The organism is Nesterenkonia maliinae, from assembly GCF_051262655.1.
Lineage (GTDB): Bacteria > Actinomycetota > Actinomycetes > Actinomycetales > Micrococcaceae > Nesterenkonia.
This window is the reverse complement of the sequence record NZ_JBIMEY010000007.1, coordinates 110,466-135,940: the sequence shown is the minus strand read 5'-3', so window position 1 is coordinate 135,940 and position 25,475 is coordinate 110,466. Positions and strand designations below refer to the sequence as shown.

Genomic DNA, 25,475 nt, shown 5'->3' with positions numbered 1-25,475 from the left:
CTCATCACTCATGACTGCAGAAAGTGAGGTGTGAACCCTATGGCCGCACCATCGGTGAGCGAGAGCGCCATCACCGCCAGCCTGCTCTTCGCGATCGGAATCGGGCGGACCCCGAAGCGGGAGTCCCCCGAGCTCTCAGCGGATCTGCAGGACACCGTCACCAAGATGCTCCAGGACCAGGGCGCGGCGGCACAGATCACGCAGGCGATCGAGGCCGTGCGGGCGGGCAGGGACGCAGTCGCCGCCGACCCTTCCCTGAGTCTCTCCGCGCAGAAGTATGGGCAGCTGCGCAGCCAGTTCCTTGCCGCACAGGACGCAGCGCCGGGGCGGGGCAGAAACGTCTGGCCCGTGGGCGCCAGCACTATTCTCAAGCGCGCGTCAGGCTCCTGGAGCGCGGCGCTGCAGAATGTGGGGTTGGCCGCCTCCAGTCGAACCACGCCCACGGGCTTCGGGACCGCACGGTTCTCCGAAGAACAGTTCCGGGCAGCGCTGCGCGATTTCACCGCCGACGGAGCGCGAGCAGGTTTCACCACCAGTTATCAGAGCTACGTGGACTGGCGGAAGCTCGAACAACAGGGCGGACGGACTGATCTGCCCTCTGGTCCGAGCATTCGCAACACCTACGGCAGCTGGAGCGCCGCGCTGGAGCAGGACGGAGTGCCGCCTGGAACACCCGAACCAGGGAGAACGGAGCCTGGGGACTGAGACTGAGCGGGGTCTCCGACGGCGGACCTCAGTCGTTGTAGTGCGCGATCTGCAGCAGATTGCCGCAGGTGTCGTCGAGCACGGCGATCGTCACCGGACCCATCTCCGTCGGCGGCTGGGTGAAGCTGACACCCTGGGCCGTGAGTCGGGCGTGAGCCTCGTGCACGTCGTCCACGCCCAGAACGCACATCGGAATCCCGTCAGCTGCGAGCGCCGCGGCGAACGCCATGGCCGCGGGATGGGCCTTGGGCTCGAGCGAGATCTCGGTGGCGTCCTCGCGGTCGGGATCCACCACGGTCAGCCAGCGGTGATCCCCGAGCGGGACGTCGGCCGCCTTCCTGAAGCCCAGGGTCTGGGTGTAGAAGTCCAGCGCGTGCTGCTGATCATCGACGAAGATGCTGACGGTCTGAAGTTTCATCGGTCATGCCTTTCGCAAGGGCCACCGCTGCGCGATCTGCGCCAATGGGGCGGTGTGGATGGTGTGGAGCTTGTAGCGTCCCCGCCGTTCGGTGCGGACGAGGTCGGCGGCCTCCAGGAGGTCCAGGTGCTGGGACACGGCCTGACGTGAAGGGGTGAGACCGTGGTTCATCGCCAGCTTGGAGCAGAGTTCGAACAACGTCTGCTCATCACGGGTCAGCAGCTCATCGAGCAGCAGTCGCCGCGTCTGATCTGCCAGTGCTCTATAGACCTCGGTCACAGCTCACCATAGGCAAGCGTTCACTTGCCTGTCAACGGTGGGTGAGGTGCCGGTCCGAAAGAAGCCGCCGTTTCTCCGCCGCGTCACCGGCCCGGGGTCAGCAGCCGGCTCCCCTGTGGGGGCTCGAGCAGTCGCTGTGCCCGGTCGTGGTGGGCGCGCCGCTTCTCCTGGTCCATCTTCTCCAGCAGCGAGACCACCATGCGTGCCCGCGGGTTGGCTTCGAAGACCTCGCGGTGGTCCCGGATGAAGGTCCAGTAGAGCCCGTCCCACTCCGCCGCCCAGTCACCCGTGGGCAGATCTGACATCTTGCGCAGGTAGTTGCTGCCCGAGACATAGGGCTTGGTGGTGATCGCCTCGCCTGCCGCGAACTGGCTCATCGCGTAGACGTTGGGCACCATCACCCAGTCGTAGGCGTCGATGAAGAGCTCCATGAACCACTCATAGACCGCGTCCGGGTGGATGCGCAGCAGTGACATCGCGTTGCCCAGCACCATCAGGCGTTCGATGTGATGGGCGTATCCCGTCGCGAGCACGCGGGAGATCACCAGGTCCACCGGGGCCAGTCCGGTGCTCGCATCCCACCAGCCCTCCCCGAGCGTGTTGCGGTGATCCAGCCGGTTCGCACTGCGCAGCTGACGCCCCCGGGTGCGGTAGGTCGCGCGCATGTATTCCCGCCAGCCGATCACCTGGCGGATGAATCCCTCCACGGAGGCCAGCGGGGTGGACTCGTCGGCGGCCTCAAGCACCGCATCCACCACCTCGCGGGGATCCAGCAGCCCGACGTTCAGCGCCGGGGTCAGCAGCCCATGGGCGATGAACGGGTGCTCGGCGGAGATCGCATCCTCGTAGGGACCGAAATCGTTCAGACGTTCATGCACGAACTCACGCAGGTGCTCGCGAGCCTCCTCCGCGCTGGTGGGCCAGGCGAACAGCCCCGGGTCCCCCGGGGCGTCGGGGAACTCATCACGGACCCAGGCGATGGCCCGGGCGACGTCGGCCGCGCCGTCGTCGTTCGCAGCGTCGTCGCCTCCGCCGAGCTCCCCGAGGTCGAACATCCCCTCGCGCTGCAGGATCGGGTGGCTCGCGAAGCGCCCGATGACCGGCGGCGTGTACCCGCGAGGAAGCTTCTTGCGGTTCTCGGCGTCGAAGGACCATTTCCCGCCCACCGGGTCCCCGTCGGCGTCCAGGAGCAGCTTGAACCGGCGGCGCTGCCAGACATAGAACTCGTGCATCCGGGCGTCGTGCGCGCCGAACCAGTCATCGACCTGCGTCCGGCTGGTCAGGAAGTTCGGGGTCTCCAGCACGTCCTGGGCGCGAAGCCAGTAGCCGCCTTCTTCCAGCGCGGTGTGCAGCTCTCGCTCCAGCCAGTCGTCGACGACGTCGAACACGCTGACCTGGCCCGGTGCCAGCTCGCGGACCAGGTCCGCCAGCTGGTCATGGGAGCTCGTCTCTGCCTCGCTGCGCAGCACCGTGACCTGGTGGCCGCGCGCCCGCAGGCGCCGCGCGAAGCGATCCATCGAGGCGCGGTGCAGGACCAGCTTCTGGGCGTGGAACGAGTACTGCCGGAACAGCAGGTCGTGTTCGACCATGACGAAGACCGTGTCAGGGTCGGCGTCAAGGTGTTCTTTGAAGAGCTGATGCGGAAGCACCAGCCGAAGTGACGGGGAGGTCGCCATGCGCTCAGCCGGTGAGCAGACGGGTCACGGACTCCGCGGCCTGGTCTCCGGAGACCAGGGCGCCCTGGATGGAACCGTGGTCGCGGTGATCGCCGGCGATGAGCACCCGCTCCCCGACCTGCTGCGGGCTGGCGTCGGGAAGCGGCGGCGGCTGGACCGGAAGCGTGTGCTCCACGACGTGGCGGGTGAGCAGCTCCCAGCCGGCGGTCGGGCGCTGGTAGAGCCGTTCCAGGTCCCGGCGCACCTCAGCCTCCTCGGCGAGGCCGTCGGGGCGGTCCAGCAGGGTCGTCGCCTGGATGAGGTGCTGGCCCTCGGGTGCGTAGGAGGGGGCGGCCTGTGAGACCACCGCGGTGTTCCAGATCGGACCCGCAGGACCTCCCCCACGTCGGGTGGCGTCGAGCATCAGGAAGGGCCCTTGCTGGGGCAGCTCTGCGGAGCGGAACCACCAGGTGGTCAGGCCGTGGGTGGGCGGCGCGGGCGCCTCGGTGAGTGCGGTCAGATCCTGCGGTCCCACGGCGACGACGGCGGCTCGTGCCCGCAGCGTCCCGGCGTCGGTGCTGACCTGGACGCCCTCGGCGGTGTGCTGCAGATCCCGGGCGGCGGTGTTCAGCCGGACCGGTTCGAGCAGCCACTGGGCCATCTGTTCCGGAAGCGCCTGCATTCCGCCCCGTGGCAGGCCGGGGGCGCCCAGTGCGAAGTAGCGGACCAGCAGTCGGACATAGTTCGCGGAGCTCTGCCCGCTGCTGTCGGCCAGTACGCCGGCCAGGAAGGTGTCGAGCACATCCCGGCGCAGCCGACCGGTGAGCCCTGCGGCGTCGAAGGAGTCGTGCAGCGTCAGGTCCTGGTCTGGGCGTGGACCGGTGGCGGAGTGCCGCAGGGTCGGGGCGATCCATCGGGCGAGGGCGAGCAGATCGGAGACCGGTGTGTGCGCGCTGCGCAAGGTGGCCAGGGTGTGCTCCGGGTGGCGCAGCGGATGGGCCAACGTGGTCGTGCTCGTGGCGGTGCGGATGACCGCGCCGACGCCGAACGCCTGCAGGCCGAGCGAGTCGACGTCGATCCAGTCCTGCACGGCAGGATAGGCCGGGTTGAGCACCTGGAAGCCGCGGTCGCAGCGGAATCCGTCGATGACGTCGGTGCGCACCCGTCCTCCGACGGCGTCGGCGGCTTCAAGCACGATGACCCTGTGCCCGTTGCGCTGGAGCCGGCGGGCGCACTGCAGCCCGGCGAGTCCCGCGCCGATGACTATGACGTCGGTGTCCATGGGTCTCCATCTCGTGAAGTGGTGGTCAGTCTAGGCGGAGCGTCTGACACGCCGCGGTGCGCGCGAAGGTAGAGCACGACGACGACGCCTGCCACCAACGATCCGATCCCTCCGGCGGCCATATCGCCGATGGTGTCGACGTAGGTGACAGCGATGTCGGGGGTGATGAAGATGAAGCCCAGCCATTCCACCATCTCCCAGACCGCGCTCAGCGCCAGACCGAGCGTCGTGGTGAGCACAACCCCGACCCTGGCCGCGGCGAGGCGCGTGCGTGGATCGACCACGGTGCCCGACCGCAGCAGCAGCGCATAGAGCCCGGCCGCCAGCACTGCGGTGCAGAAGAAGTGCACCAGCAGGTCCCAGTTCGGGATGCGGGTGTAGAGGTCGAACACGTTGCTCCACGCGGCGATCAGCAGGGTCACTGAGACGGTGGTGTCTGCGGCCGCGGGGAACGCGAGGAAGCGTGGTGCGACGAGTCCAGGCAGGGCGAAGGCCAGGATCCCGGCGTCGGTGAGGTCGAAGAACATCGCTGCCAGGATCACGCTGAAGAGTCCGATGCCGCGCAGCACGTCTGCGGCGATCTCGGCAAGGTTCTGCGGGGGACGCAGGAAGTTCTCGATCATGCGGAGCCGCCGTTCGGGGGAAGGTGGAGCACGGCCTGGACCGGCAGGTGATCGGAGGCCCATCCTCCGGGGTGGCGCGTCGGGTTGATCGCGGCGCGCAGCACGTCCACCGCCGGGGAGACCATGACCCAGTCGATGCGGCCGCTGTCCAGCCGTGGTGCCCGGTAGTTGGGGAAGGTGCCCCACTGCTGGCTGTCACGGTGCGCTGCTCCTGCCCAGGTGTCGGTGAGCGCCTCGCCGCGGAGCAGCTCCTGCACGGGTGCGCTCTGTTGGTCGGCGTTCATATCCCCCATGAGCACCACGGGCAACGAGCTGCTGCTGGCCAGTTCTTTGATGTTCTGGACCGAGCGCAGCCGGGAGCGGTGGGAGAGGTGATCGAGGTGGGTGTTCAGCGCGCGGAAGTCTGTGGAGGTGGCCCGGTCGCGGAACCTCGCGGTGACCAGGCTGCGCGGAATCAGGTTGCCCCAGGATCGGGAGCCCGGGTGGTGCGGAGTGTCCGAGAGCGCGCGCTGCTCCCAGTCGAGGAGCTCGAGCCGTTCGGCGTCGTAGTAGATCGGTGAGGCCTCGCCTCCGCCGTGACGGCCCCGCCCGTGGCCGACGGACCGGTAGGCATCGCCCAGTGTCTCAGCGACGAATCGCGCCTGATCCGGCAGTGCTTCCTGAATGCCGAGCAGGGTCGGACGTTCCATCTGCAGCAGGCTGCGCAGCCCGGGGGCGCGGCGGTGCCACCTGTCGGCGCGGCGCGGATGGAGCGCGAACGTGCGCCGTCGGATGTTCCAGCTCATGACATGCAGGGCAGGGTCCGGCACATGGCCGATCACGGCGGTCTCCGGGGCGCTCATGCCTGAACTCCGTCGGTCTGGGACGCGTGACCGTATCTGCGCAGAGCCGCGCGGCGCAACCGGTAGGGCGGGAGGTCCTGCGGCCAGTGCACGGTCACGGACCGGAATCCCCGCTTGACCCGGCGGTGGAATGCTCTGGCGTCCTTGAACGGACGCATCGAGATGCCCATCGGCTCTCCGCCCATCTGAGCGAGACGATGACGCTCCCCGAGGTGGAAGGACAGGTCCAGATCGTCGTGGATCTCAGGGTCGTCGCGATGCACCTCGAGGCGCACCTGTTCCCACGCCTCGCGCCGCATGGCCAGGTTCGAGCCGAACAGCGGCAGATGCCCCAGCGCGGACATCGAGAAGTATCGGTACGCCGACAGATAGGCGAACACCAGTGGACGCCGGAGCAGCACCGGGCCGTCGATGAACCTGGCAGGACCGGTCAGCGCCGCGACGTCGGGCTGCTCCTCGAAGGCTGCGACCACTTCCTGGATCCAGCGGGGCCCCGGCACGCAGTCTGCATCGAGCCGCAGGATCAGATCACCGGTGGCGGCGTCGTATCCCGCGGCGCTAGCCGCGGGAATGCCTGGCTGCGGGCAGCTCAACACGGTGGCACCTGCGGCGTGGGCGACTGCGGCGGAGTCATCGGCGGAGGCGTTGTCGACCACGATGATCTCCTCGGCGGGCCGGGTCTGTGCCGTGAGGGTGGCCAGACAGACGGTCAGTTCAGCGCTGTCATCCTTGACCGGGATGACCACCGACACGGTGACCCGCGTGGCGCGGTCGTCCCGACGCTCGTCTTGGCTCTCGTCCATGGTGTTCATAGCGGCCCCGGCCCTGATTGATCTGCAGCCCTCGCCGCCTGTCGTGAGAAGTAAGAACCTTCACCTCTTGTACTACTGGCTCAATCTACGCCGAATGAGTCCCCGCTGCGCGACACCGTGCCCGCGGCACGGTCCGTGCTCGATAGGATGCTGATCACCTGCCGCTGCTCGGACGAGCATCGACCTCCCCGCTCTGATGATGAGGTTCTCCGATGGCTTTCGACGTACTCTCCCCCGAGGCTCCTCCGCTGGGCGGTCCAGCGGTGCTGAGGCAGCGCTGGAGTGAGGTGTCCTTCGTGCATTGGCGGGTCAACCCCAGCGTCGTCGCGCCCTATATGCCTCCGGGCTGCTTCCCGGACGTGCTGGACGGCAGCTCCTGGGTGGGGCTCATCGGGTTCCAGATGTCGAAGAGCTCCTTCTTCGGCGGGCCGGCCGTGCCGTGGCTCGGGGACTTCCCAGAGGTCAATGTGCGGCTCTACTCCGTGGACGAGCACGGCCGCCGCGGGGTGGTCTTCCGCAGCCTCGAGGCCTCCCACCTGATTCCTGTGCTGGTCGCCCGGGCGGCGTTCGGACTGCGCTATCAGTGGGCCTCGATGAAGATCAAGACATCCGACGGCGAGGTCGAATACACGACGCGTCGACATGGGCGGCGCCAGGCGGCCTCCACGCTTCGCGTACGTCCCAGTCCCGAGACAGGTCCTGACACGGGTCTTGACCCTGCGCTCCCCGAGGATCCGGTGGCGAACTTCCTGACCGCACGCTGGGGCTTCCATGAGCGGCATCTGGGGCGCACCATCTACTGCAGGAACAGTCACGAACCCTGGCCGCTGCGGCAGGCCGAGCTGGTGCACCTGGACGACGGGCTGCTGGCCGCGGCGGGGTTCGAGGGCCTCAGCGACCGGACTCCTGATTCGGTGCTCTACGCGCCGGCGGTGACGACGGTCTTCGCTCCGCCGCAGCGGGGTCCGCGGCTGGGCCAGCGGTGGGTGAGCGGCCGGTCCGCACCAGGGGCTGTACCAGCCAGACCACAGGAGAGGTAGGCCTGAGCGATGAGGATGCTGTTGGCGACGGCTGGGTCACGCGGCGACGTCGAACCGTTCGCGGCGCTGGCGAGGCGGGCCCTGGATGCCGGCCATGACGTGCGTCTGGTGGTGCCCGATCATTCCGGCGTGGACCTCACCGGGCTGGATGTGGTCAGCATGGGCGTCGACTACTCCAAGCTGATCACCCAGCAGGGGGTCTCGGTGGCCGCCGCGATCCGGTCCTACCGCTCCACCGTGCAGCCGCTGATGCGCGCGGTGATCATGGAATCCGCCAAAGCCGCCATGGACTTCGGGCCCGACGTGCTGGTGACGCATCCGAAGATCCTCTCCGCGGGTCTGGTGGCGACCTCCCTGGGAGTCCCGCACGCTGTGGTCGAGATCGTTCCAGCGGTGACCCCGACGACCGCGTTCCCTGCAGCCGGGACCAGCACCCGGGACCTGGGTCGGTTCAACCGCTATACCTACGGTGCCGCCAGCGCGGGTGGGGCGATGTTCCGCCGCGATCTGCGCGACGTGTCCCGGCTGGTCGGCGGGACCTACGGGCGGACGGCCCCGCCGGCCGCCACGATTCTGCCGATCAGTGCGGCAGTCCTGGATCGCCCCGCCGACTGGCCCGAGACGGTCCACCTCACCGGGGCCTGGACCCAGGACCGGGTGAGTGCGCTCGACCCCGCGACCGCCGATTTCGTCGCCGCAGGTGATTTCGTCTATGCGGGTTTCGGGTCGATGGCGGCTGGGGATGCTCGCGCCCGTGCCCAGGAGGTCATCGGCGGAATTCGTGCCGCGGGGTACCGTGCGCTGCTCGCGACCGGGCTGGGTGGGCTCGAGGTGCCGGCGGAGCTGCGCGGAGATGACGTCCACGTGATCGGCTCCGTGGACCACGCCGCGGTGATGCCGCAGGCCGCTGCTGCGGTGCATCACGGCGGCATCGGCACCGTCCATGCGGCGACGGCGGCTGGGACCGTGTCCGTGCTGGTCCCGTTCATCGCGGACCAGCCGTTCTGGGGCGCACGGCTGCGCGCGAAGGGTCTCACCCCGGACCCGATCCCGCAGCGTCGGCTGACCGCGCAACGGCTCAGTGCCGCGCTGGGTGCGGTGGAAGGCTTCAGCCCGGCCGTCCGCGCGGCAGCAGGCCAGATGGCGGGTGAGGACGGCACCGGCAGCGCGCTGCGGATCATCGAGGGACTGCGCTGAGCCAGGCTGGGCCGGACGTGCGGCAGACTGGTGGGTGTGGAGAATCTACGCGTACCCCCGGGACCCGGGGCACCCCACGGCCTGCTCATCCCGGCCGGTGAGCTCCACGAACAGTTCTCTCACGCCTCCGGGCCCGGCGGTCAGGGGGTGAACACCACCGACTCCCGCGTCCAGCTCAGCCTCGATCTGGCGACGACGACGTCGCTCACCGAGGTTCAGCGCAGGCTTGCCCTTGACCGACTCGCCGCCCGGCTGGCCGGTACGGTGCTCACGATCAACGCGGCCGAGCACCGCTCGCAGCGGCGAAACCGGACGGCAGCCCGCGAACGGCTCGCCGAGCTGCTGCGCGAGGCCATCACGCCGGCGATCATCCGCCGCCCCACCCGGCGCACTCGGGGGTCGAACCGGCGGCGTCTCGCCGGAAAGCGGGAACGCGCAGAGATCAAGCAGAATCGCCGCCGACCGGGTGTCGACTGAGGCTTCCCCTCACCTAACCTGCCGTGTGCTCGATGAGCAGGTCGACGACGAGCCCCCAGGTGTCGTGCGGCGGCAGCTGATGACCCATATCGGTGAGCTCGACGAGCCGCGCCCCCGGAATCGCCTCCGCGAGCGCTCTGCCGTGGGCCGGCGGGAACAGCGGGTCCGCGGTGCCATGCAGCACGAGGGTCGGCACTCCGCGAAGCCGACTCAGACTGAGGTCGGCGGGGCCGTCGTCGCTGGGTTCGTCATCGGTGGGTTCGTCGTCGCTGACCAGGAAATGGTTGGTCATGCTCGCGGCGATGTCGTTCGTCCAGTCCACCACGCGGGCGGTGAGCGCGCGAACCTGTGACTCATCGAAGGTCCCCGGGCCTGCGTAGGGGCGTGCACCTTCCACGATGAAGTCGATCACGGCGTCCCGGTCGGTCCAGTCCGGCTCGGGTGACCCCGCGGCGGCGGATGCCGTGACCTGTGCGGTCGGTGACGGGAGACCCCGGATCTCGGGATCGATCGGGCTTGTGGCGATCAGCGTCAGGGACGCCACCCGGGCGCGGTGCTTCAGCGCAAGGGACTGCGCGATGCCGCCACCCATGGACAGACCCACTACATGTGCTTGGGGGACGCCCAGGTCATCGAGGATGCCGACGACGTCCGTGGTCAGATCTGCGGCGCGGTATCCGGGTGCTCCCACCGGGTAGCTGGTGGAGCGCCCGGTGTCCCGAGTGTCATACCGGATGACCAGTCGCCCGCGCTCGGCGATCCGGTGACACAGCTCGTCCTCCCACCAGTCCATCGACCAGGTGGCGCCGCCGATTAGCAGCAGCGCTGGATCGGCCGGATCTCCGATGGTCTGCACGCACAGCTGCGCGCCGTCGTCGATAGGGACGGTCGTTGTGCGGAAGCCGGGCGTCCTGGATTCGTCCGTCATCTCAGGCTCGTCCCACGCTCCGGAGCAGTCTCACCCAGGGTGCACGTTCGGCGAAGTTCTCCGGTGGGTCGCCGCTCGCAGACGCCGCGCGGTCCAGGGCGTCTTCGAGCGGCGCATCGTGCAGGGGACGGTAGACGAGGGCAACGGAGCGCACCGACCCGTGCCCGCCGGCGGCGACCCCGAGGGAACGGTCGAACCTCATCGGAGGCCATTGATCTTGGGGCCACAGCCGATCCTGAGGTGTGGCCAGCGAGTTCAGCGGTTCACCGACAGTGTCGGCACTGCCGCGAATCCGTCGCTGGTGGATGATGCGGGCCATCGTCTCAGCCTAGGCAGACTCGCCGCGCAGGTGAATCATCACCGTCCCGTCGGCCTGCCCCCTCCTGGAGGGTGAGTGTCGAGAGCAGAGTCCAGAGTGTCGCGGTAATCCCGACTACTCGGCGGCGGTCAGTTCGAAGAAGACGATCTGCGGGGGCGCCGCGATCCGGACAGGCACGAGGCTGAATCCGATGCCGCAGGTGACGAACATCCGGTTGCCTGGCTCGCCGTGCTCTGGTGGGGCGAAGCCATCCGCAACAACTTGCTCGTCCTTGGTCATCTGCATCCACGACCAGTCCTTAGTGCCCGGCAGCGCGATCTGACCACAATGGGTATGCCCGGCCATAGAGAGTGGGGCACTTCCGCCAGGCAACTGCGTGTAGGTCCTCGGGTTGTGCATCAGCACCACGCGCGGAGCGCTCTCTGGCAGATCCGCGAGCGCGGTCTCCACATCGTCCAGTCCGGGACGAGCTGGGCCGATTCCGACGACATGAAGCTGATCCGCCGCGGAGGCGCCCGGCTCCGAGAGCGCAAGCGCCTCGTTCAGCAGCACGGAGATGCCTGCGGACTCGAAGGCGGTGGTGAGCTCCTCCTCGGCTTCGGCCTCGTAGTCGTGGTTGCCCAGCACCGCGACCGTGGTGATCCCGGAGTCGATGATGGGCTGGAGGATCGCCATGGCGTCGTCGACCGTGCTGGGGTCGTCGCCGTAGACGAAGTCCCCACCGAGCAGGATCACATCGGGCTCTTCCTCGACGATCCTCTCCACGGCCTTCTCGGCCATGCCGGTGTTGGTCCACCACATGCCGACCTGGATGTCGGCGAGGAACGCAACCTTGGTCCCTTCCCATTCCTCACCGAGCTCGGGGATGGCAGTCGTGTGGTGCTGTTCGTCGAGAATGAGCCGCGGCTCTATCAAGGTGCCATAGCCCAGGAGCAGGACGAGGAATATGCCCACCACCGCCGCACAGTACTTCCACAGCTTCACGTCAGCCTCTTCTCGGCGTCGCGTTCGCCTGGGTCCGGGACAGCGCGTGCTGGCCGGGCGATCTCGGGTCAGTCATCGCTGAACTCGAAATCAACATCGATGTCTTCGTCGATCGCTTGGATGATGCCGGTGTAGATGGCACGAGCCTGGTCTTGCAGGAGATCCTGATTCGACTCGATCTGCTCGGTCATCTCACCCTCGCTCAGGATCTCGGTGATCATGGCTGCAGTGTCGATCTCCGGGGTGACCCAGCTCAGCGCGCCGTTCTCCTCGGTCGCAGTCTTGAAGTCCGCACGGTCATGACCGATGAAGATGAACTCCGGCACCGTCACCAGGAAGGTGTCTTCGCCAGTCTCCTCGATCGCCACCTCCCCGCCTTCTATGCCGAGTTTGGCACGATAGCTGTACTGCAGGAACTTCGTCCGCCCGGTGCCAGGAAGAGTCCGGCCGAAGAGCTCGCTGTAGACCTGTTCATCCTTCAGACCTTGAACGCTCGTGCTCAGCAGCACGATCTGCTCCTGACGCTCGATGGCTGTCACGATCTGTGAGTCGCGTGACTCAGTGCTCACGCCGAAGAGCGAGTCCCGAGCTGCGGGCCCGACCGCAAGCACCGCCACCACGGCCGCAAGCACGAGGAGGACTGCCAACGCTGGCAGAAGTCGTCGCTTCATACATTTCACCGGTTCCCGAGTAGAGATTGACAAGCAGTCAAGCCGCCCACCTGTCGTGAAGACCAACCTCGACATCATGGGAGATCGCGCCGAGCCGGAAAAGCTCACTGTTCGCTGAAAGAACCATAAGGGCTTGTGTCCGAAAGTCGGAAATACCCAGAGATCATCGGCGCGCACTCGACCCAGGTCAGCAACCGGTGATCCAGCCTCAGCGTGCGGCGTACAGTCGGGACAGGAGCCGCCCTTGGTTCCCTCATGATGGGAATGCCGATGTCCAGCACCACCTCCTCTTCCGCTGCTGCCTCTTCTGACGCCGCGAAAGCCGCCTCCTCGACCGAGGACCTGCTCCCGCTCGGGCTGCTCGCGAACTCCTCGATGGAGAACGAACGGCGTCTGCCCATCCACCCCCACCACCTGGACCAGATCGACCCGGATCTGCGCGCGCAGATGATCGTCGAGCGCGGCTATGGGTCTGACTTTCAGCTCACCCCGGACTACGTTGAGTCCCGGGTGGGCAGGGTCGCCGAGCGTGCCGAGGTCATCGCGTCGGCTGATGTCCTGCTGCTGCCGAAGCCGCAGCCGGACGATGTGGCGGCGCTTCCCGCGGGCAGCACCCTGTGGGGCTGGCCGCACTGCGTCCAAGATGTCAGCCTGGCGCAGACCGCGATAGACAACCGACTCACCCTGATCGCATTCGAGGCGATGAACCACTGGACCCCGCGTGGAGACTTCAATCTGCACGTGTTCCACAAGAACAACGAGCTTGCCGGCTACTGCTCCGTGCTGCACGCGCTGAGCCTGACCGGCGCGACCGGTGACTACGGACCTCGACTCAGCGCAGTGGTCATCGGGTTCGGCGCCACGGCACGGGGTGCGGTGACCGCACTCAAAGCCCAAGGCATCCACGACATCCAGGTCTTGACCCAGCGCGGCGCGACAGCGGTCGGCTCACCGATCCACACCGCGCACATCACCCAGCTCAAGACGGCGGCAGCGACCACGCCCGAGAGCGAGGTCCTCACCTCCGCCGGAGATGTGCCGCTGCCCGAGTTCCTGGCCTCGCATGACATCGTGGTCAACTGCACGCTCCAAGACGTGAATGCACCGCTGACCTACCTGCGAACCAAGGACCTGGAGCTCTTTTCCGGTGGAAGCCTGATCATCGACGTCTCCTGTGACCCTGGCATGGGGTTCGAATGGGCTGAGACCACCACGTTTGAGGAGCCGATGTTCACCGTCGGCCGCGGGGTCAACTACTACGCCGTCGACCACAGCCCCTCCTACCTGTGGAACTCTGCGACCTGGGAGGTGAGCGCGGCGCTCCTGCCGTTCCTGCGCACCGTCATGGAGGGCCCCCAGGCGTGGGCGAAGAGCCCGATCATCTCCCGGGCGATCGAGATCGACGGCGGCGTCATCCAGAATCCGAACATCCTGAGCTTCCAGCACCGGGAGCCCGCCTACCCGCACAGCCGGACCATCTGAGAAGGGAAGACCCAGCGATGACCGAGGCAGCAGAACCTACAGGGACGCTCGGCGAGGGGCCGCACGGCTCAGAGCTCCAGCTCCGACGCACTTTCACGGAATCTCTCGAGACTGTCTGGACCGCGATGACGGACTCCGCACAGCTGGAGCAGTGGATCGGACGCTGGGAAGGAGACCCTGCCAGCGGCCAGGTCACCTTCCTGATGACCGCCGAAGGTGAAAACGCTCCGCCGGAGGAGTGCCGGATCCTGGAATGCAGCCCTCCGCGCAGCCTCATCGTCGAGACGAGCGTCGGACCGAGCACCTGGCATCTGCGGTTCGAGCTCAGCCACGAGGGTGACATCACCACCCTGCTCTTCGCCCAGCGGATCGGCGAGGATCCGTTGGGCAGTATCGGGCCCGGCTGGGAGTACTACCTGGACCGGCTCGCGGCGGTGCTCGGTGGTCGGGACGCCGGCGAGGTGGTCTGGGATGACTACTACCCGCGGCTCTCGGAGCACTACGAGCAGCTGAGCTGACTATGATGCGGCGGCTGCGTCGTCGTCTGCTGGCGGCGCAGGCCTGACCAGGATCTCGGCGATGCGGCGGCGGTCGACGCGCGTGACCTGGAGGGTCGCGCCGTGGACGTCGACCGTGTCACCTTCGCGGGCCAGACGACCGAGCCGGTCAAGCACGAACCCGGCGACGGTGTCCCAGGTGCCGCGGGGCAGCTCGATACCGGTGGTCTCGGTGAAATCCTGCAGATTCAGCCGGCCGTCGACGACGCCGCCGCCCTCCGCGAGGACCTGCGGAGCCTCGTCCGTGTCGCGCTCGTCGAAGATCTCCCCGACGACCTCCTCGACCAGATCCTCAAGCGTGACGATTCCGTCGGTGCCCCCGTACTCATCGACCACCACCGCGATGTGGGCGTTGCTGGCACGGAGCGTGGTCAGGGTGGGCAGCACCCTGGCCGTCGAGGGCAGGTAGGGAATGGTCCGCATGGCCTCCTCCAGCGGGGTGGCTGGATCGCGGGCGGCGGCGTCGTAGAGGTCCCGGACATGCACGAAGCCGGTGATGTCATCGATCGACCGGTCCACCACCGGGTAGCGCGAAAAGGGCAGACCCTCGATGTGCGCGATCGCCTCGCTGACCGAACCCCCACCGGTCACGGCGAGCACCTCGGGACGGGGACGCATCACCTCGCTGAGCTGCCGATTGCGCAGCGACAGGACGTCATCCAGAATCCGGCGCTCGTCAGCAGGAAGACCCTCGTGACTCGTGACGATATCGCGCAGCTCCTCCTCCGAGAGCTGCTCGGCAGCCCGGTTCGGATCTCCACCGAGAAGTCTCACCACAGCGTTGGTCGAGACCGACAACAACCAGATCACCGGCTGCATGAGTCGCGCGAAGCCGTTGAGCACCGGCGCGACGGCGTAGGCGAACTGCGCGTTGCGCTGGATGGCCAGCCGCTTCGGAGCGAGCTCCCCGAGCACGAGCGAGAGATACGCGATGACCAGGGTCAGCAGGATGGTCGACACGGTCAACGCGGCCTGATCACCCAGGCCCAGCGACGCCACCCACGGAACCAGCGAGGGCGCGATCGACGAGGCCCCATAAGCGGCCGAGGCGAAGCCGGCAACGGTCACCCCGATCTGCACCGCGGAGAGGAACCTGTTCGGATTCCGAGCCAGCTCGGCGACCTTGGCCCCGCGCTTGCCCCGCTGGGCGATCGCGTTGACCTGGCTGACCCGCAGCGTGACGAGCGCCATCTCAGTTGCCGCGAACACGCCACCGATCAGGACGAACACCAGGACCAGCGCAATATTGATCAGCAGCTCACCGGTCATCGCGATGTTCCGTCGGCGCTGGGTCGATCGTGGGTGCGTTTCATGGATTCACTGTAGACAGTGGTGCCGATGCTGGCGACCCATCTGTCGACGCCGAGGTGCTCGTCAGGCCAGAGGGATCCTGCGGCGTGTCCCAGGAGCAGCTTCGGGTAGTAGGTCCACGCGAACCAAGGTGCCGCTGCGGATCGATCAAGGACTCCGTCAAGCACCAGTCCACCGACGGTGAGCATCGCACCGAGGTCACGCCGTCGAGACGGCGACGCTCGAATGACAGCGGTGGCGAGCAGCATGTAGCCGTAGTGCACAAGACCCCAGGCCACCCCGTTGTTCCGTGCCCCGACACGCTGATCCGTAACGCCCACGATCAGCGGGTGCAGATGGCAGGCCGCGAACACGAGGTGCTCGCGTCTCCCCTGCCCAGCCCGTTCGTACCAGCGGACGCAGGCCCGGGTGTTGTTCACATAGGCCCCGCCGAACAGATCCAGCGCCAGCGCTCCAAGTGCCTCCCTGGCGATCCGTCCCGCGCCGACCCGAGTCGCGGACGCTCGGGCGTAGGCCAGACCAAGGATCCCGGAGCCGATGGCGATGACGTTGTCCAGACGGGTCGCCTCCGGCCCGACGAACTCGCCCCAGCCGCGCTTCAGAGACTCGACCCCGAGGTCGGCGCGGCAGTCGATGCGCGCCCCGCGGAGCTGACTCGTGGCTCTCCGTTCCACCAGCGACAACTCCTCGGCTCGATGCAGACGCGTGCGTGAGGTGATCTTAGCCGCGGCCTCTCCACTCGGCGGGGCAGATGCATCAGGGGGAACCTGCTCTCTTGACCGTCTTTGGCCCAGCGTTGTGGAATATCCAGAGTCCGTCCTGAGTGGAACAGCTCGAAGGTCTGCGCTGCGCAGACAGGAGTGAGTGATGCGCCTGGTCTCCCAGAAGATGGGGATACGATCCGGGATTCGTGCCCACATCGTGGGAGCGCCTCCGGATGCACTCAGCGCACTGGACCTGCCTGAGCTGACACTGACGGACCAGCTCCACGGTCAGTACGACTACCTGCATCTCTTCGTCGTGAAAGCGATGCAGATGGACGAGCAGTTCCCCAGACTGCGAGACCACCTCTGCGCCGGAGGCATGCTGTGGGTGTCCTGGCCCAAGGGCAGGCAGCTGGGAACTGATCTCACCCTGCCCGAGGTGATCCGTCTCGGTTACACCCACGGACTGGTCGAGAGCAAGACGCTGGCGGTGGATGCCACGTGGTCGGCGATGAAGTTCACTCACCCCCGCCCAGGACAGCGTTACAACAACAGCTACGGCACCCTGCCCAGGCCTGAACCAGAACTTCCATAGCTGTACCTCATGTCTTGTTAAAGTTATCAACGACGACCATCTCTGATAACTTTAACAAGCAAGTGGATTCTTGATAAAGTTATCAACATGAGGAAGGCCATCGATTCACCGTTCAGTCCCGGGTCGGACACAGTGCCGCAGGTGTGGGCAGGACGGAGTGCCCAGCTCAGTGACTGGCGGGACCACGTGCGCCCGCGCCGTATCGCCGGCATCCACGAACGAGGTCGCACTATTCTCGGGGAAGCCGGTCTGGGCAAGTCTTCCCTGGTGCGTCGCATCGCTCGCAGTGCCGCGGAATCCGGTGACTGGGTGACTCCCCAGCTCCGAATCCCCTCCGGCACCGATCCCCTCAAGCGCGTTGCCGCTGCGCTGCTGGTGCTGGCTGAGCAGGCCGGCCTCGCCGCGTCCCGCGAGAAGAAGATCGCTCAGCTGCTCAAGCGCGTGGAGGCAGTCGCCCTGGCAGGCGCCTCCGTGTCTCTGCGTCGGGCGTCAGGTCCTGAGCCTTACACAGAGTTGACCAATCTTCTGATCGAGATCGGTCGAGCCGCCATTCTGCACGGCGATGTCATGGTGATGATCCACGTCGATGAGATCCAGAACATCAGCGACGAGGACGTGCTGTCACAGTTGCTGACGGCTTTCGGTGATGCGCTGACACACGAAGAACCCGTCACCGCCCCGGGTGGAGTGCAATTCGACCGCGCGCTCCCGCTGGCCGTCTACCTGACCGGCCTGCCGGAGTTCCTGGACATGGCCGGGGCGCGCAAGGGTGCGACGTTCGCCCGTCGATTCCAGACCACCACTCTGGCACCCCTCGGCGATGACGATCTTTTCGCAGCCCTGCAACCCTTCGTCACCGAAGGCTGGGAGATCGCAGCAGGGGACGCGGGGTCCGAACGGGTCTTCATGGAGCCGAGTGCGCAGCGCGCCATCGTCGACCTGACCTGCGGAGAACCGTTCCTGTTCCAGTTGGCCGGCGAACGCGCATGGTACGCCGACACAGGCACCATCATCACCGCCGATCACGTGATGATCGGCTGGCGCGGCGCCCGAGACGAGGCTGAAGGACACGTCCAGCGCATCCTGGAACGCCTCCCCGACCGCGAACGGCAGTTCCTCGAGTCCATGGCCGCGCTCGATCCGGAGGATCGTACGCTGACCACGATTGCCCAGCACATGGGATACGGAAAGGGCACCGAAGCAGGACCTGTCTCTCAGCGCCTCGACCGACAGCGTGGCATCATCACCCGCGGCAAGCCCTACACGTTTCGCCACCGAGCAGTGGAGGCGTACCTGACGACTGACTGGCCCGATCTCAGCTGAGACTGACGGCCGAGGAGGCACCGTCGCGCCATGTGGAGCTCGTCCCCCGACGCGCCCTTCAGCTCTCGTCCGTCTCGCGGACCGGCTGCTGCAGCTCGACGACGAACTCATCCGTCCGACCGGATTCATCGGCTCGGAGATAGAGCTCCCGACAGGGGCCATAAGGCTCAAAGCCCCGGGCGATGATCCCTTCGTGGAGGTCCCGCCAGGTCTCGCTGATCCCGGCGATCTCACCGAGATGCACGGCGACGAAGGCCAGCCCGGCCGCGGGCAGACTCACCAGCTCGACACCCTCGCGCGCGTCTCCGCCATAGGCGTAGCCGATCGTGGCCTCGATCCTGTCAGCCTCGGCGGCGTAGGCTGCGATCGGAGTCTCCAGGGCGCCGCGGACTCCGCCGATGATCTCGGCGACGGCGTCAAAGGTGGGTCCGACGACGCCGGCCAGTTTCGGCTGCTCGGCCACGCGCACTTTGATCGCCGCGAGCTGGATCGCTGGCAGGGGCTTCTGGACGATCTCGATCTTGGACACAGTCTTCTTCCCTTCGTTGAATAGAAGCATAGGACCAGTGGCCGTTGAAGGGGTCGGTGTGTGAAGACACCAGAAGACCGGTCCGGTCCCACTGCCGCAGCATGCGGTAGGTCACCTGGCCGATCTGCGCGAAGCCTCCAATGGATAGCACGTCTCCACCTCACGGTCTGAGACTGTGCCAGGGTCAAGACTGCCACGGTCCTGGACGCTGTGGGCCAGGCTTCTTCACTCGGTCGGCACCTTGCTGGTGGGACCCTCCAGGACCCGTCGAAGAGGGGTGTGCGCAGATCAGAGGTCCAACCCCCTCCAGACGTTGCGAAACAGATCTGTCGAGCTCCAGCCCGTGACGGGCATCCGTGTCGTGCCGGACGACAGCACCCGCAGGCCTCGCTGGCGACCTGCCACAGGCCGCGGATTCAGCTGGCGAAGATGGCGGCGTCAAACGTGATGCGCAGCAGTGTGCGGGGCGACCGGGTCTCGTCGGGTTGGGCCCAGGTGACGAGGGCGACGTCGAAACACGCGAGGCTGGCTTGAACGATCGCCTCTGCCCGCACTTCAGCGTCGTCACCGGTCAGTCGCTCGGCGGCGAGAGGGGCGAGCATCCGTGCCCAGGCAAAGTGCTTCTCAAGATTGCGAGCCCGCAGCGTGGGAGCAGTGATCAGTACCCGCATCGTCAACTTCTGCCGGGCCTGATCCGTTTCGAATGCCGCGATCATCAGATCGTAGGCGGCATGCAGCGAGGCCCATACGGTCTCGTCTCTCGGGCGCTCCGCGAAGGCTTCCCGGACGAATTCGCCCCACAGCGGTGCGTCACCCATGACCGCGTCTTCTTTGGTCGGGAAGTACCGGTTGAAGCTGCGCGAGGAGATTCCCACGGCGGCCGCGATCTGGTCGACGGTGACCCGCTCGAACCCATGCTCTGCGAAGAGGTCTATCGCGGCATCTGCGATGCGAGCGCGCACGACGTCGCGTTTCAGCTCTCGCAGCGAACGCTCAGGAGTCAGGGATGGGTCGATCACCTGATAATTATACGCGGTGAGCCAAACGTGTCTGGTTCAGACATTTTAGGCGTATGCTGACATTACCCATCAACGAGAGGAACCATCATGCAGACACGCACCCTCGGTCATCAGGGCCTCACCGCATCCGCTATCGGCTACGGCTCCATGGGAACCAAGATGGCCTACGGCCCCAGCGACGACACAGAGTCGATCGCCGCGATCCGCCGAGCGCACGAGCTCGGCACCACCCACTTCGATACCGCCGAGCTCTACGGCTGGGGCGAGGGCGAGAAACTCCTGGGCGAAGCACTCGCACCGATCCGCGATGAGGTCACGATCGCGACCAAGTTCGGATTCACCCCCGCCTACGGCACCGATTCCCGACCCGCCCACATCCGCGAGGTCGTCGACGCCAGCCTGCGCAACCTCGGCACCGACCACATCGACGTCCTCTATCAGCACATAGACGACCCTGCCGTTCCGATCGAGGAAGTCATCGGCGTGATGAAGGAATACGTGGAGGCCGGCAAGGTCTCCTACCTCGGGCTCTCCAACACGACCCCTGAGAACATTCGTCGGGCGCACGCGGTGCATCCCGTCAGCGTGCTTCAGACCGAATACTCGCTGTTCGCTCGCGAATCTGAAGAGGTCATGCCGGTCTTGGAGGAGCTCGGGATCGGTCTGGTGGCGTACTCCCCTCTGGCTCGGGGATTCCTCACCGGCGTGGCCAAGCCGCGCTCGGAGTACGCAGCAGATGATGCCCGCCAGCAGACCCCGTGGTGGGCTCCGGGCAACTTCGAGGCCAATCAGTCGATCGTCGCCGAGCTCACCGCACTGGCCGAGAGCAAGAACGCCACCATCTCCCAACTCTCACTGGCCTGGCTGTTGGCCCAGCGGGATGACATCGTCCCGATCCCCGGCTCCCGCAGCACCAGCCGTGTCGCTGAGAACACGGCCGCTGCGGACCTGACTCTGACCACCGAGGACCTCGTCCGCATCCAGGCGATCGTCCCCGACGGCGGCATCGGCGGACGCCTGGCGTTCTAGTCCGCCTGGACCCACCCGCGTCGACACGCCCTGCAGACAGCGATGGGATGTCAGACGCGTTCAAGGGGGCGATGAGGTCCAGCCGGAAACTCCACACGGATTTCATCACCGGTGCTCACTTGCCCGCTTGTGCATACAACGCCCATGACTCCTGCTTTGCGGATGACATTCCCCTCACCTTCACGGGGCGAAACTGCTTTCAAAAGTCCGGATTGGAAGTCATCAATCTGGAAGCAGGGCGTCCGTAGACCCATCACCTGGACGACAGCGGTATCCCCGATCTCTAAGAGGGTCCCTTCGGGCAGGTTCAAAAGATCGATCCCTCGGGTAGTGATGTTCTCTCCAAGATCACCAGGCTGGACCGAAAAGCCTTGCTCCCCGAGCTCGTCGAACAATTCGGCCTGGATCAGATGGACCTGCCGCAGGTTCGGCTGTGTTGGATCTTTCCGAACTCTCGAGAGATGCTGCACGGTCTCACCAGAATGCGCGTCACCTTCTACCCCGAGTCCTTCGACAAGACGACACGACCGAAGCGGCTGCTTGCTGAATTGATGCTCCGCACTCCGACTGACTGAAACGACGTAGCCGCTCATGATGCCCCTCCCGTGACAGACCAGCATTCTCTGCGCCGCACCCGATCTGGAAGAAGGCTACCAAGGCGCAGGTCTAAGACGTCACGGAATCCTCGCCGGGGTTCGCGATGGGCAACCGACTCAGAAGAGGCCCGCTCCTGCGCGAAGACGACGTGGAGAGGGTTGTAGCGCCGAACGCCCAGGCGACCGCGGCGCCATGGTCTCCCCACGCTGATCAGTGACCATGACAGGTGCCCCGCGCCACAAAGCCGGTCACTTGCTGGTCGCTCCCGTGCCCCGGCAATCCCCATGCAGAGACGGGCTTCAGAATCACCGTCTACCGCGCCGAACTGTAGGCACGGTACGGGACCCGCACCTGCACCACGTGGTTCAGAGGAGTGTCACTGGCCGTTCAGCGCGACTGCCGCCTGGACGCCGAGCTGGGTGAACCCCAGCCGCTTGGCGAGTCGGCCGGATGCCTCGTTTCCCTGGCGGCTGCGCCACTGCGGAATCAACTTCTCCCCCAACGCCTCCTGTGTCCCGATAGCTGCCGCGGCGTAGGCGAAGCCTGCACTTCGATGCTGCGGACCGGCGAGGACCGACATCTGAGCCAGCGCAGAACGCCATCGGGTGTACCCGGCGATCGCCGCGAGACCTCCCGCCGGATCGAGCGCGGACCAGAGATGTTCTGTCTCCTCAATGCCGCTCTCATCCCACTCCGCTGCGCTCGCGCCTCCGCGCATGGCGGTCACATCTGAAGGCGTGGCGGCGCTCACCACCACCTGGCTCGATCGAGGACCGTGTTCGGCGAAGAAGAGGTCAGCGCTTCCGATCGGCTCTGCCCCCGCAGGGAGCATCCTCGCGAGCGCGGTGGCATCCAGGAGCGATTCTGGTGATGACTGACGGATCAGTTCCAAGACCCTCGGCGGCGCGGCCGCGATACCGAAGCCGTCAACGCAAACGACGACGACAGCCTCGAGGTCGGCCCGCTCGACGAAGGTCCACTCGTCCCTGCAGGTTCCCAGTGGAGTTGCGCCGAGGGCCTTCACCCACGCCAGGACGATTCGTCCCCGGGCGGCCTCGGATAGAGATTCGGACGTGGGCTCCATACGTCGACTCTATGGTCTCCACGGACGAGAAACGGGTCGCGCGACGGACCGGTCTCGAGTTACGTGAGCATGCTTCTCGCTGCTTCACCCTCGTCCGGGTGGATAGGCTGGCCGGATGGCGACAGTTCTTCTCGTGCGGCACGGCCGCACCACAGCAAATGCCACCGGCCTGCTGGCCGGCAGGGCCGAGGGTGTCAGTCTTGACGACATCGGGCGTAACCAAGCGGCCCTGACCGGAGACCGACTCGCGACCGTTCCCCTGGCCAGGGTCGTGTCGAGTCCCCTCGAGCGGTGCCAGCAGACCGCCCAGCACATTCTCGATCGTCAGACGGGCACACCCTCCGCGCCGGTCGAGCATGAGCTCATCGAAGCCGACTACGGCACGTGGCAGGGGCGCTTGCTCACCGAGCTCGCGACGGAGGACCTCTGGCCGCTGGTGCAGTCGCAACCCTCCGCCGTCGTCTTTCCTGAGGGTGAGTCCATGGCTGCAATGCAGGCCCGGTCGGTGGCCGCGATCCGCCGCCACGATGCAGCCGTCGAAGCCGAACATGGGCCTGATGCCGTGTGGGCTGCGGTGAGCCACGGGGACATCATCAAGTCGATCCTCGCCGACGCGCTCGGCATGCACCTGGATCTGTTCCAGCGGATCAACGTGGGTCCCGCCTCCGTCTCGATCGTGCGCTACGGCACCGGCAGAACGAGCGTGCACGCGACCAATACCGACGCGGGAGATCTTTCGTGGCTGGCGAAGGGTATCGGCTCCGGTGATGCCCCGGTGGGTGGCGGCGCAGGACACCAGACGCCGTGAACCACATACGCCTAGACTACTGACATGCCTACACGTGTTCACGAGTTTGACTGGCCTGACCGGGCCGTCGTCGGCACCATCGGACCTCCCGGGGCGCGCACGTTCTATCTGCAGGTGCGCTCAGGGAAGCAGCTGGTGAGCGTCGCCCTGGAGAAGCAGCAGTCGGCTCTGCTCGCTGAGAAGATCGACGAGATCCTGGACCAGCTGATCAGCGTCGAGGGCAACCGCTTCAGCGTTCCCACGAGCACTCCCGTCGAGCTCGTCGACAACGACCAGCTGGAGACCGTCGAGGAACATTTCCGCACAGGTGCCATGAGCCTGGGCTGGGACCCCACTACCGCTCAGGTCGTCATTGAGGCCTACCCCATCTCGGACGTCGATGACGACGACGAATCGCCCGAAGAGGACGACGCTCGGGACACCGAGATGCTCCTGATCCGACTGCCGGTAGGCACTGCCCGGGCATTCGCCAAGCGCACCCTCGAGGTCGTGGGGGCCGGCCGCCCGGCGTGCCCGATCTGCGGCTACCCCGTGGACGCCGACGGGCACACCTGCACCGCTGCCGAGGGCTGATGTCGGCGACCGATCTGGTGACCGCGGAGCTGACGCTCACCGGGCGCATCAGGACGGCTTCGAACGCGACATTTCTGGGCAGCATCGGCGACGTGACCGTCGTCTATAAGCCGATAGCCGGAGAAAGTCCGCTCTGGGACTTCCCCGACGGCACCCTGGCCCACCGGGAGGTGGCCGCCTATCTGGTCTCGGAGGCTCTGGGCTGGGACGTCGTCCCACACACTTGGCTGCGCGATGGTCCGCTGGGCGAAGGCATGGTCCAGCTCTGGCAGGAGCAAGATCCTGACCTCTCCGCCGTCGACCTCGTCGCGACCGACGACGTGCCGGAGGCCGGATGGAAATATGTCCTCGAGGGACGAGACGAAACCGGTCGGATGGTCACCCTCATCCATGAAGACTCGTCGGCGCTGCGGCGCATGGCTGTGTTCGACGCGATCGTGAACAACGCCGACCGCAAAGGGGATCACATCCTCGCCATGGCGGCCGGTCACCGGCACGGCGTGGACCACGGGCTTACCTTCCACTGGGACTACAAGCTGCGCACGGTCCTGTGGGGATGGCTCGGAGACGCTCTGAACACCGAAGAGCTCGAAGGCCTCGATCGAGTCACCGAAGGACTCGACGGTGAGCTGGGCCGCGACCTGGAGGACCTGCTCAGCGCCGAGGAGATCGCGGCGCTTGCCGCTCGATGCGCCCTGCTGCGCTCGGCAGGACGGTTTCCAGCTCCCGCCGGTGAGAGTCCGGCTGTTCCCTGGCCGCTGTTCTAGGACTCATCTTCTCGGCCGCACCTAGAAGGCAGTGCTGGGCAGATCCTTCTCTCCGTCGACGATGGCAGTGATGATCCGCGCTGCAACCTGGTCTGGCTCCAGCGCCGTCCCGAATTGCGGCGCTGATCCCGCGATCGGGTGCTCCGACAACGAGGTGCCGGTGTGGTCGGGGCGGGCATCCACGAGTCGGATGCCCGTGCGACGATATTCGCGCGCCGCCGCGACGACGAAGGCCGCGAGCCCCGCCTTAGACGCCGAATAAGCCGCCAGACCGGCGACCGGTGTCTCGGCGACGACGCCACTCAGTGTCACCACGAAGGGCTCCCGGTCGTCCTGCGCCGAGGCCGCGAGGTAGGGCTGGCTCTGGGTGATGAGCTGGATCGCGCTGGTCGTATTCACAGCGAACAGTTCGTCGACCGTGGCGGGTTCCAGCTCGGAAGCGGCGCCAAAGGCGACGACCCCAGACGCAACCACCAGCCCGTCAATCCGTCCGTGCTCCGCGTTCGTGGCCTCCAACACGTCCCGAATCACAGAGGGATCACGCAGATCCTGGCCAGCAGACTTCGAAGCCTTGGCAACAATGGCGCCTTGGCTCTCCAACTGATCGGCGATCCGCGAGCCGAGCCCTCCGGTCGCGCCGACTACCAGAACAACCGCATCCTGAAGATTCGTCATGGTTAGACCTTAGAACACCTGCGGCAACCAGCGCTGAAGAAGTCGGTTTGCTGGACTCACACAGCGGCACGCGATGGTCAAGATGGTCAAGATGGTCACTGCTCGGAGTTAACACTCCAGGTCGGGGTCGGCACCTGACGTAGCATCTTGACCATGGGCCCCTCCCCCGCCAGCGACTGGACACCGCAGA

General features: G+C 66.5%; 30 protein-coding genes. 12 read left to right on the top strand and 18 right to left on the bottom strand.

What is annotated here, in order from left to right:
• The first annotated feature begins 39 nt into the window (after positions 1–39).
• Positions 40–705 (top strand): hypothetical protein, encoded by a 666-nt coding sequence (locus ACHAA4_RS12560; protein WP_435774520.1) that lies wholly within the window; start codon positions 40–42, stop codon positions 703–705.
• Positions 706–733: 28 nt separating this feature from the next.
• Here ACHAA4_RS12560 and ACHAA4_RS12555 read toward each other — a convergent pair whose 3' ends face one another.
• The 7 genes from ACHAA4_RS12555 to ACHAA4_RS12525 form a co-directional block, all read right to left on the bottom strand.
• Complete coding sequence (locus tag ACHAA4_RS12555; protein ID WP_435774519.1) at positions 734–1,123, bottom strand: VOC family protein; 390 nt, start codon at positions 1,121–1,123, stop codon at positions 734–736.
• Positions 1,124–1,126: 3 nt separating this feature from the next.
• Positions 1,127–1,402, bottom strand: coding sequence for an ArsR/SmtB family transcription factor (locus ACHAA4_RS12550; RefSeq protein ID WP_435774518.1), 276 nt, complete (start codon positions 1,400–1,402; stop codon positions 1,127–1,129).
• Positions 1,403–1,485: 83 nt separating this feature from the next.
• A complete protein-coding gene (locus ACHAA4_RS12545) occupies positions 1,486–3,078 on the bottom strand; it encodes a cryptochrome/photolyase family protein (RefSeq protein WP_435774517.1) in 1,593 nt (530 codons plus the stop codon).
• 4 nt (positions 3,079–3,082) lie between these two features.
• Positions 3,083–4,339, bottom strand: a complete 1,257-nt coding sequence (locus ACHAA4_RS12540; protein ID WP_435774516.1) for a flavin monoamine oxidase family protein — start codon at positions 4,337–4,339, stop codon at positions 3,083–3,085.
• Positions 4,321–4,962: a DUF2238 domain-containing protein gene (locus ACHAA4_RS12535; protein ID WP_435774515.1), complete on the bottom strand. Its 642-nt coding sequence runs from the start codon at positions 4,960–4,962 to the stop codon at positions 4,321–4,323. The genes ACHAA4_RS12540 and ACHAA4_RS12535 overlap by 19 nt, the downstream gene beginning before the upstream one ends.
• On the bottom strand, positions 4,959–5,804 hold the full coding sequence (locus ACHAA4_RS12530; protein WP_435774514.1) for an endonuclease/exonuclease/phosphatase family protein: 846 nt from the start codon (positions 5,802–5,804) through the stop codon (positions 4,959–4,961). The genes ACHAA4_RS12535 and ACHAA4_RS12530 overlap by 4 nt, the downstream gene beginning before the upstream one ends.
• On the bottom strand, positions 5,801–6,607 hold the full coding sequence (locus ACHAA4_RS12525; protein WP_435774513.1) for a glycosyltransferase family 2 protein: 807 nt from the start codon (positions 6,605–6,607) through the stop codon (positions 5,801–5,803). The genes ACHAA4_RS12530 and ACHAA4_RS12525 overlap by 4 nt, the downstream gene beginning before the upstream one ends.
• Before the next feature lie 221 nt (positions 6,608–6,828).
• On the opposite strand from ACHAA4_RS12525, the gene ACHAA4_RS12520 reads away from it, so the two are divergent.
• Genes ACHAA4_RS12520 through arfB form a run of 3 tightly spaced genes read left to right on the top strand, consistent with a single transcriptional unit; the run spans position 6,829 to position 9,330 of the window.
• On the top strand, positions 6,829–7,656 hold the full coding sequence (locus ACHAA4_RS12520) for a YqjF family protein (protein WP_435774512.1): 828 nt from the start codon (positions 6,829–6,831) through the stop codon (positions 7,654–7,656).
• Positions 7,657–7,671: 15 nt separating this feature from the next.
• Positions 7,672–8,853: a glycosyltransferase gene (locus tag ACHAA4_RS12515; protein WP_435774578.1), complete on the top strand. Its 1,182-nt coding sequence runs from the start codon at positions 7,672–7,674 to the stop codon at positions 8,851–8,853.
• A 36-nt stretch (positions 8,854–8,889) separates the two neighbouring features.
• A complete protein-coding gene (arfB, locus tag ACHAA4_RS12510; protein ID WP_435774511.1) occupies positions 8,890–9,330 on the top strand; it encodes an alternative ribosome rescue aminoacyl-tRNA hydrolase ArfB in 441 nt (146 codons plus the stop codon).
• A 13-nt stretch (positions 9,331–9,343) separates the two neighbouring features.
• Here arfB and ACHAA4_RS12505 read toward each other — a convergent pair whose 3' ends face one another.
• The 4 genes from ACHAA4_RS12505 to ACHAA4_RS12490 all read right to left on the bottom strand — a co-directional run bounded on the left by ACHAA4_RS12505 (position 9,344) and on the right by ACHAA4_RS12490 (position 12,208).
• Entirely contained in the window at positions 9,344–10,258 is a 915-nt protein-coding gene (locus tag ACHAA4_RS12505) for an alpha/beta fold hydrolase (RefSeq protein ID WP_435774510.1), read from the bottom strand.
• 1 nt (position 10,259) lies between these two features.
• Entirely contained in the window at positions 10,260–10,577 is a 318-nt protein-coding gene (locus ACHAA4_RS12500; protein WP_435774509.1) for a hypothetical protein, read from the bottom strand.
• A gap of 114 nt (positions 10,578–10,691) precedes the next feature.
• Complete coding sequence (locus ACHAA4_RS12495) at positions 10,692–11,561, bottom strand: metallophosphoesterase (RefSeq protein ID WP_435774508.1); 870 nt, start codon at positions 11,559–11,561, stop codon at positions 10,692–10,694.
• A gap of 68 nt (positions 11,562–11,629) precedes the next feature.
• Positions 11,630–12,208, bottom strand: a complete 579-nt coding sequence (locus ACHAA4_RS12490; RefSeq protein WP_435774507.1) for a hypothetical protein — start codon at positions 12,206–12,208, stop codon at positions 11,630–11,632.
• Between the two features lie 399 nt (positions 12,209–12,607).
• Between ACHAA4_RS12490 and ACHAA4_RS12485 the strand changes: the two genes are divergently transcribed.
• Together ACHAA4_RS12485 and ACHAA4_RS12480 are read left to right on the top strand one after the other, a co-directional pair.
• Positions 12,608–13,714, top strand: coding sequence for a N(5)-(carboxyethyl)ornithine synthase (locus ACHAA4_RS12485; RefSeq protein WP_435774577.1), 1,107 nt, complete (start codon positions 12,608–12,610; stop codon positions 13,712–13,714).
• 17 nt (positions 13,715–13,731) lie between these two features.
• Positions 13,732–14,232: an SRPBCC family protein gene (locus ACHAA4_RS12480; RefSeq protein WP_435774506.1), complete on the top strand. Its 501-nt coding sequence runs from the start codon at positions 13,732–13,734 to the stop codon at positions 14,230–14,232.
• Here ACHAA4_RS12480 and ACHAA4_RS12475 read toward each other — a convergent pair whose 3' ends face one another.
• Both ACHAA4_RS12475 and ACHAA4_RS12470 read right to left on the bottom strand, forming a co-directional pair.
• Positions 14,233–15,540: a hemolysin family protein gene (locus ACHAA4_RS12475; RefSeq protein WP_435774505.1), complete on the bottom strand. Its 1,308-nt coding sequence runs from the start codon at positions 15,538–15,540 to the stop codon at positions 14,233–14,235. It lies immediately after the preceding gene.
• A complete protein-coding gene (locus ACHAA4_RS12470; RefSeq protein ID WP_435774504.1) occupies positions 15,537–16,256 on the bottom strand; it encodes a hypothetical protein in 720 nt (239 codons plus the stop codon). The genes ACHAA4_RS12475 and ACHAA4_RS12470 overlap by 4 nt, the downstream gene beginning before the upstream one ends.
• Positions 16,257–16,449: 193 nt before the next feature.
• Here ACHAA4_RS12470 and ACHAA4_RS12465 point away from each other — a divergent pair, with 193 nt between their 5' ends.
• Positions 16,450–16,881 (top strand): hypothetical protein, encoded by a 432-nt coding sequence (locus ACHAA4_RS12465; RefSeq protein ID WP_435774503.1) that lies wholly within the window; start codon positions 16,450–16,452, stop codon positions 16,879–16,881.
• Positions 16,882–16,968: 87 nt separating this feature from the next.
• Positions 16,969–18,204, top strand: a complete 1,236-nt coding sequence (locus ACHAA4_RS12460) for an ATP-binding protein (protein ID WP_435774502.1) — start codon at positions 16,969–16,971, stop codon at positions 18,202–18,204.
• 58 nt (positions 18,205–18,262) lie between these two features.
• Here the strand turns inward: ACHAA4_RS12460 and ACHAA4_RS12455 are convergent, their stop codons facing one another.
• A complete protein-coding gene (locus tag ACHAA4_RS12455) occupies positions 18,263–18,763 on the bottom strand; it encodes a GyrI-like domain-containing protein (protein ID WP_435774501.1) in 501 nt (166 codons plus the stop codon).
• A 386-nt stretch (positions 18,764–19,149) separates the two neighbouring features.
• Complete coding sequence (locus ACHAA4_RS12450; RefSeq protein WP_435774500.1) at positions 19,150–19,752, bottom strand: TetR/AcrR family transcriptional regulator; 603 nt, start codon at positions 19,750–19,752, stop codon at positions 19,150–19,152.
• Positions 19,753–19,839: 87 nt separating this feature from the next.
• Here ACHAA4_RS12450 and ACHAA4_RS12445 point away from each other — a divergent pair, with 87 nt between their 5' ends.
• Positions 19,840–20,781 (top strand): aldo/keto reductase, encoded by a 942-nt coding sequence (locus ACHAA4_RS12445; protein ID WP_435774499.1) that lies wholly within the window; start codon positions 19,840–19,842, stop codon positions 20,779–20,781.
• Positions 20,782–20,831: 50 nt separating this feature from the next.
• Here the strand turns inward: ACHAA4_RS12445 and ACHAA4_RS12440 are convergent, their stop codons facing one another.
• Together ACHAA4_RS12440 and ACHAA4_RS12435 are read right to left on the bottom strand one after the other, a co-directional pair.
• Entirely contained in the window at positions 20,832–21,374 is a 543-nt protein-coding gene (locus tag ACHAA4_RS12440; protein ID WP_435774498.1) for an MOSC domain-containing protein, read from the bottom strand.
• Between the two features lie 380 nt (positions 21,375–21,754).
• Positions 21,755–22,462 carry a GNAT family N-acetyltransferase gene (locus ACHAA4_RS12435; RefSeq protein WP_435774497.1) on the bottom strand — a complete coding sequence of 236 codons (708 nt, stop codon included), beginning with the start codon at positions 22,460–22,462 and terminating at the stop codon, positions 21,755–21,757.
• A 115-nt stretch (positions 22,463–22,577) separates the two neighbouring features.
• Here ACHAA4_RS12435 and ACHAA4_RS12430 point away from each other — a divergent pair, with 115 nt between their 5' ends.
• Genes ACHAA4_RS12430 through ACHAA4_RS12420 form a run of 3 tightly spaced genes read left to right on the top strand, consistent with a single transcriptional unit; the run spans position 22,578 to position 24,610 of the window.
• Complete coding sequence (locus ACHAA4_RS12430; protein ID WP_435774496.1) at positions 22,578–23,270, top strand: histidine phosphatase family protein; 693 nt, start codon at positions 22,578–22,580, stop codon at positions 23,268–23,270.
• A 24-nt stretch (positions 23,271–23,294) separates the two neighbouring features.
• Positions 23,295–23,843 (top strand): DUF3090 domain-containing protein, encoded by a 549-nt coding sequence (locus tag ACHAA4_RS12425; protein ID WP_435774495.1) that lies wholly within the window; start codon positions 23,295–23,297, stop codon positions 23,841–23,843.
• The gene (locus ACHAA4_RS12420; protein ID WP_435774494.1) at positions 23,843–24,610 is read left to right on the top strand and encodes an SCO1664 family protein; all 768 of its coding nucleotides are present in this window, start codon (positions 23,843–23,845) and stop codon (positions 24,608–24,610) included. The genes ACHAA4_RS12425 and ACHAA4_RS12420 overlap by 1 nt, the downstream gene beginning before the upstream one ends.
• Before the next feature lie 21 nt (positions 24,611–24,631).
• Here ACHAA4_RS12420 and ACHAA4_RS12415 read toward each other — a convergent pair whose 3' ends face one another.
• Positions 24,632–25,285, bottom strand: coding sequence for an SDR family NAD(P)-dependent oxidoreductase (locus ACHAA4_RS12415; protein ID WP_435774493.1), 654 nt, complete (start codon positions 25,283–25,285; stop codon positions 24,632–24,634).
• Positions 25,286–25,475 lie beyond the last annotated feature (190 nt).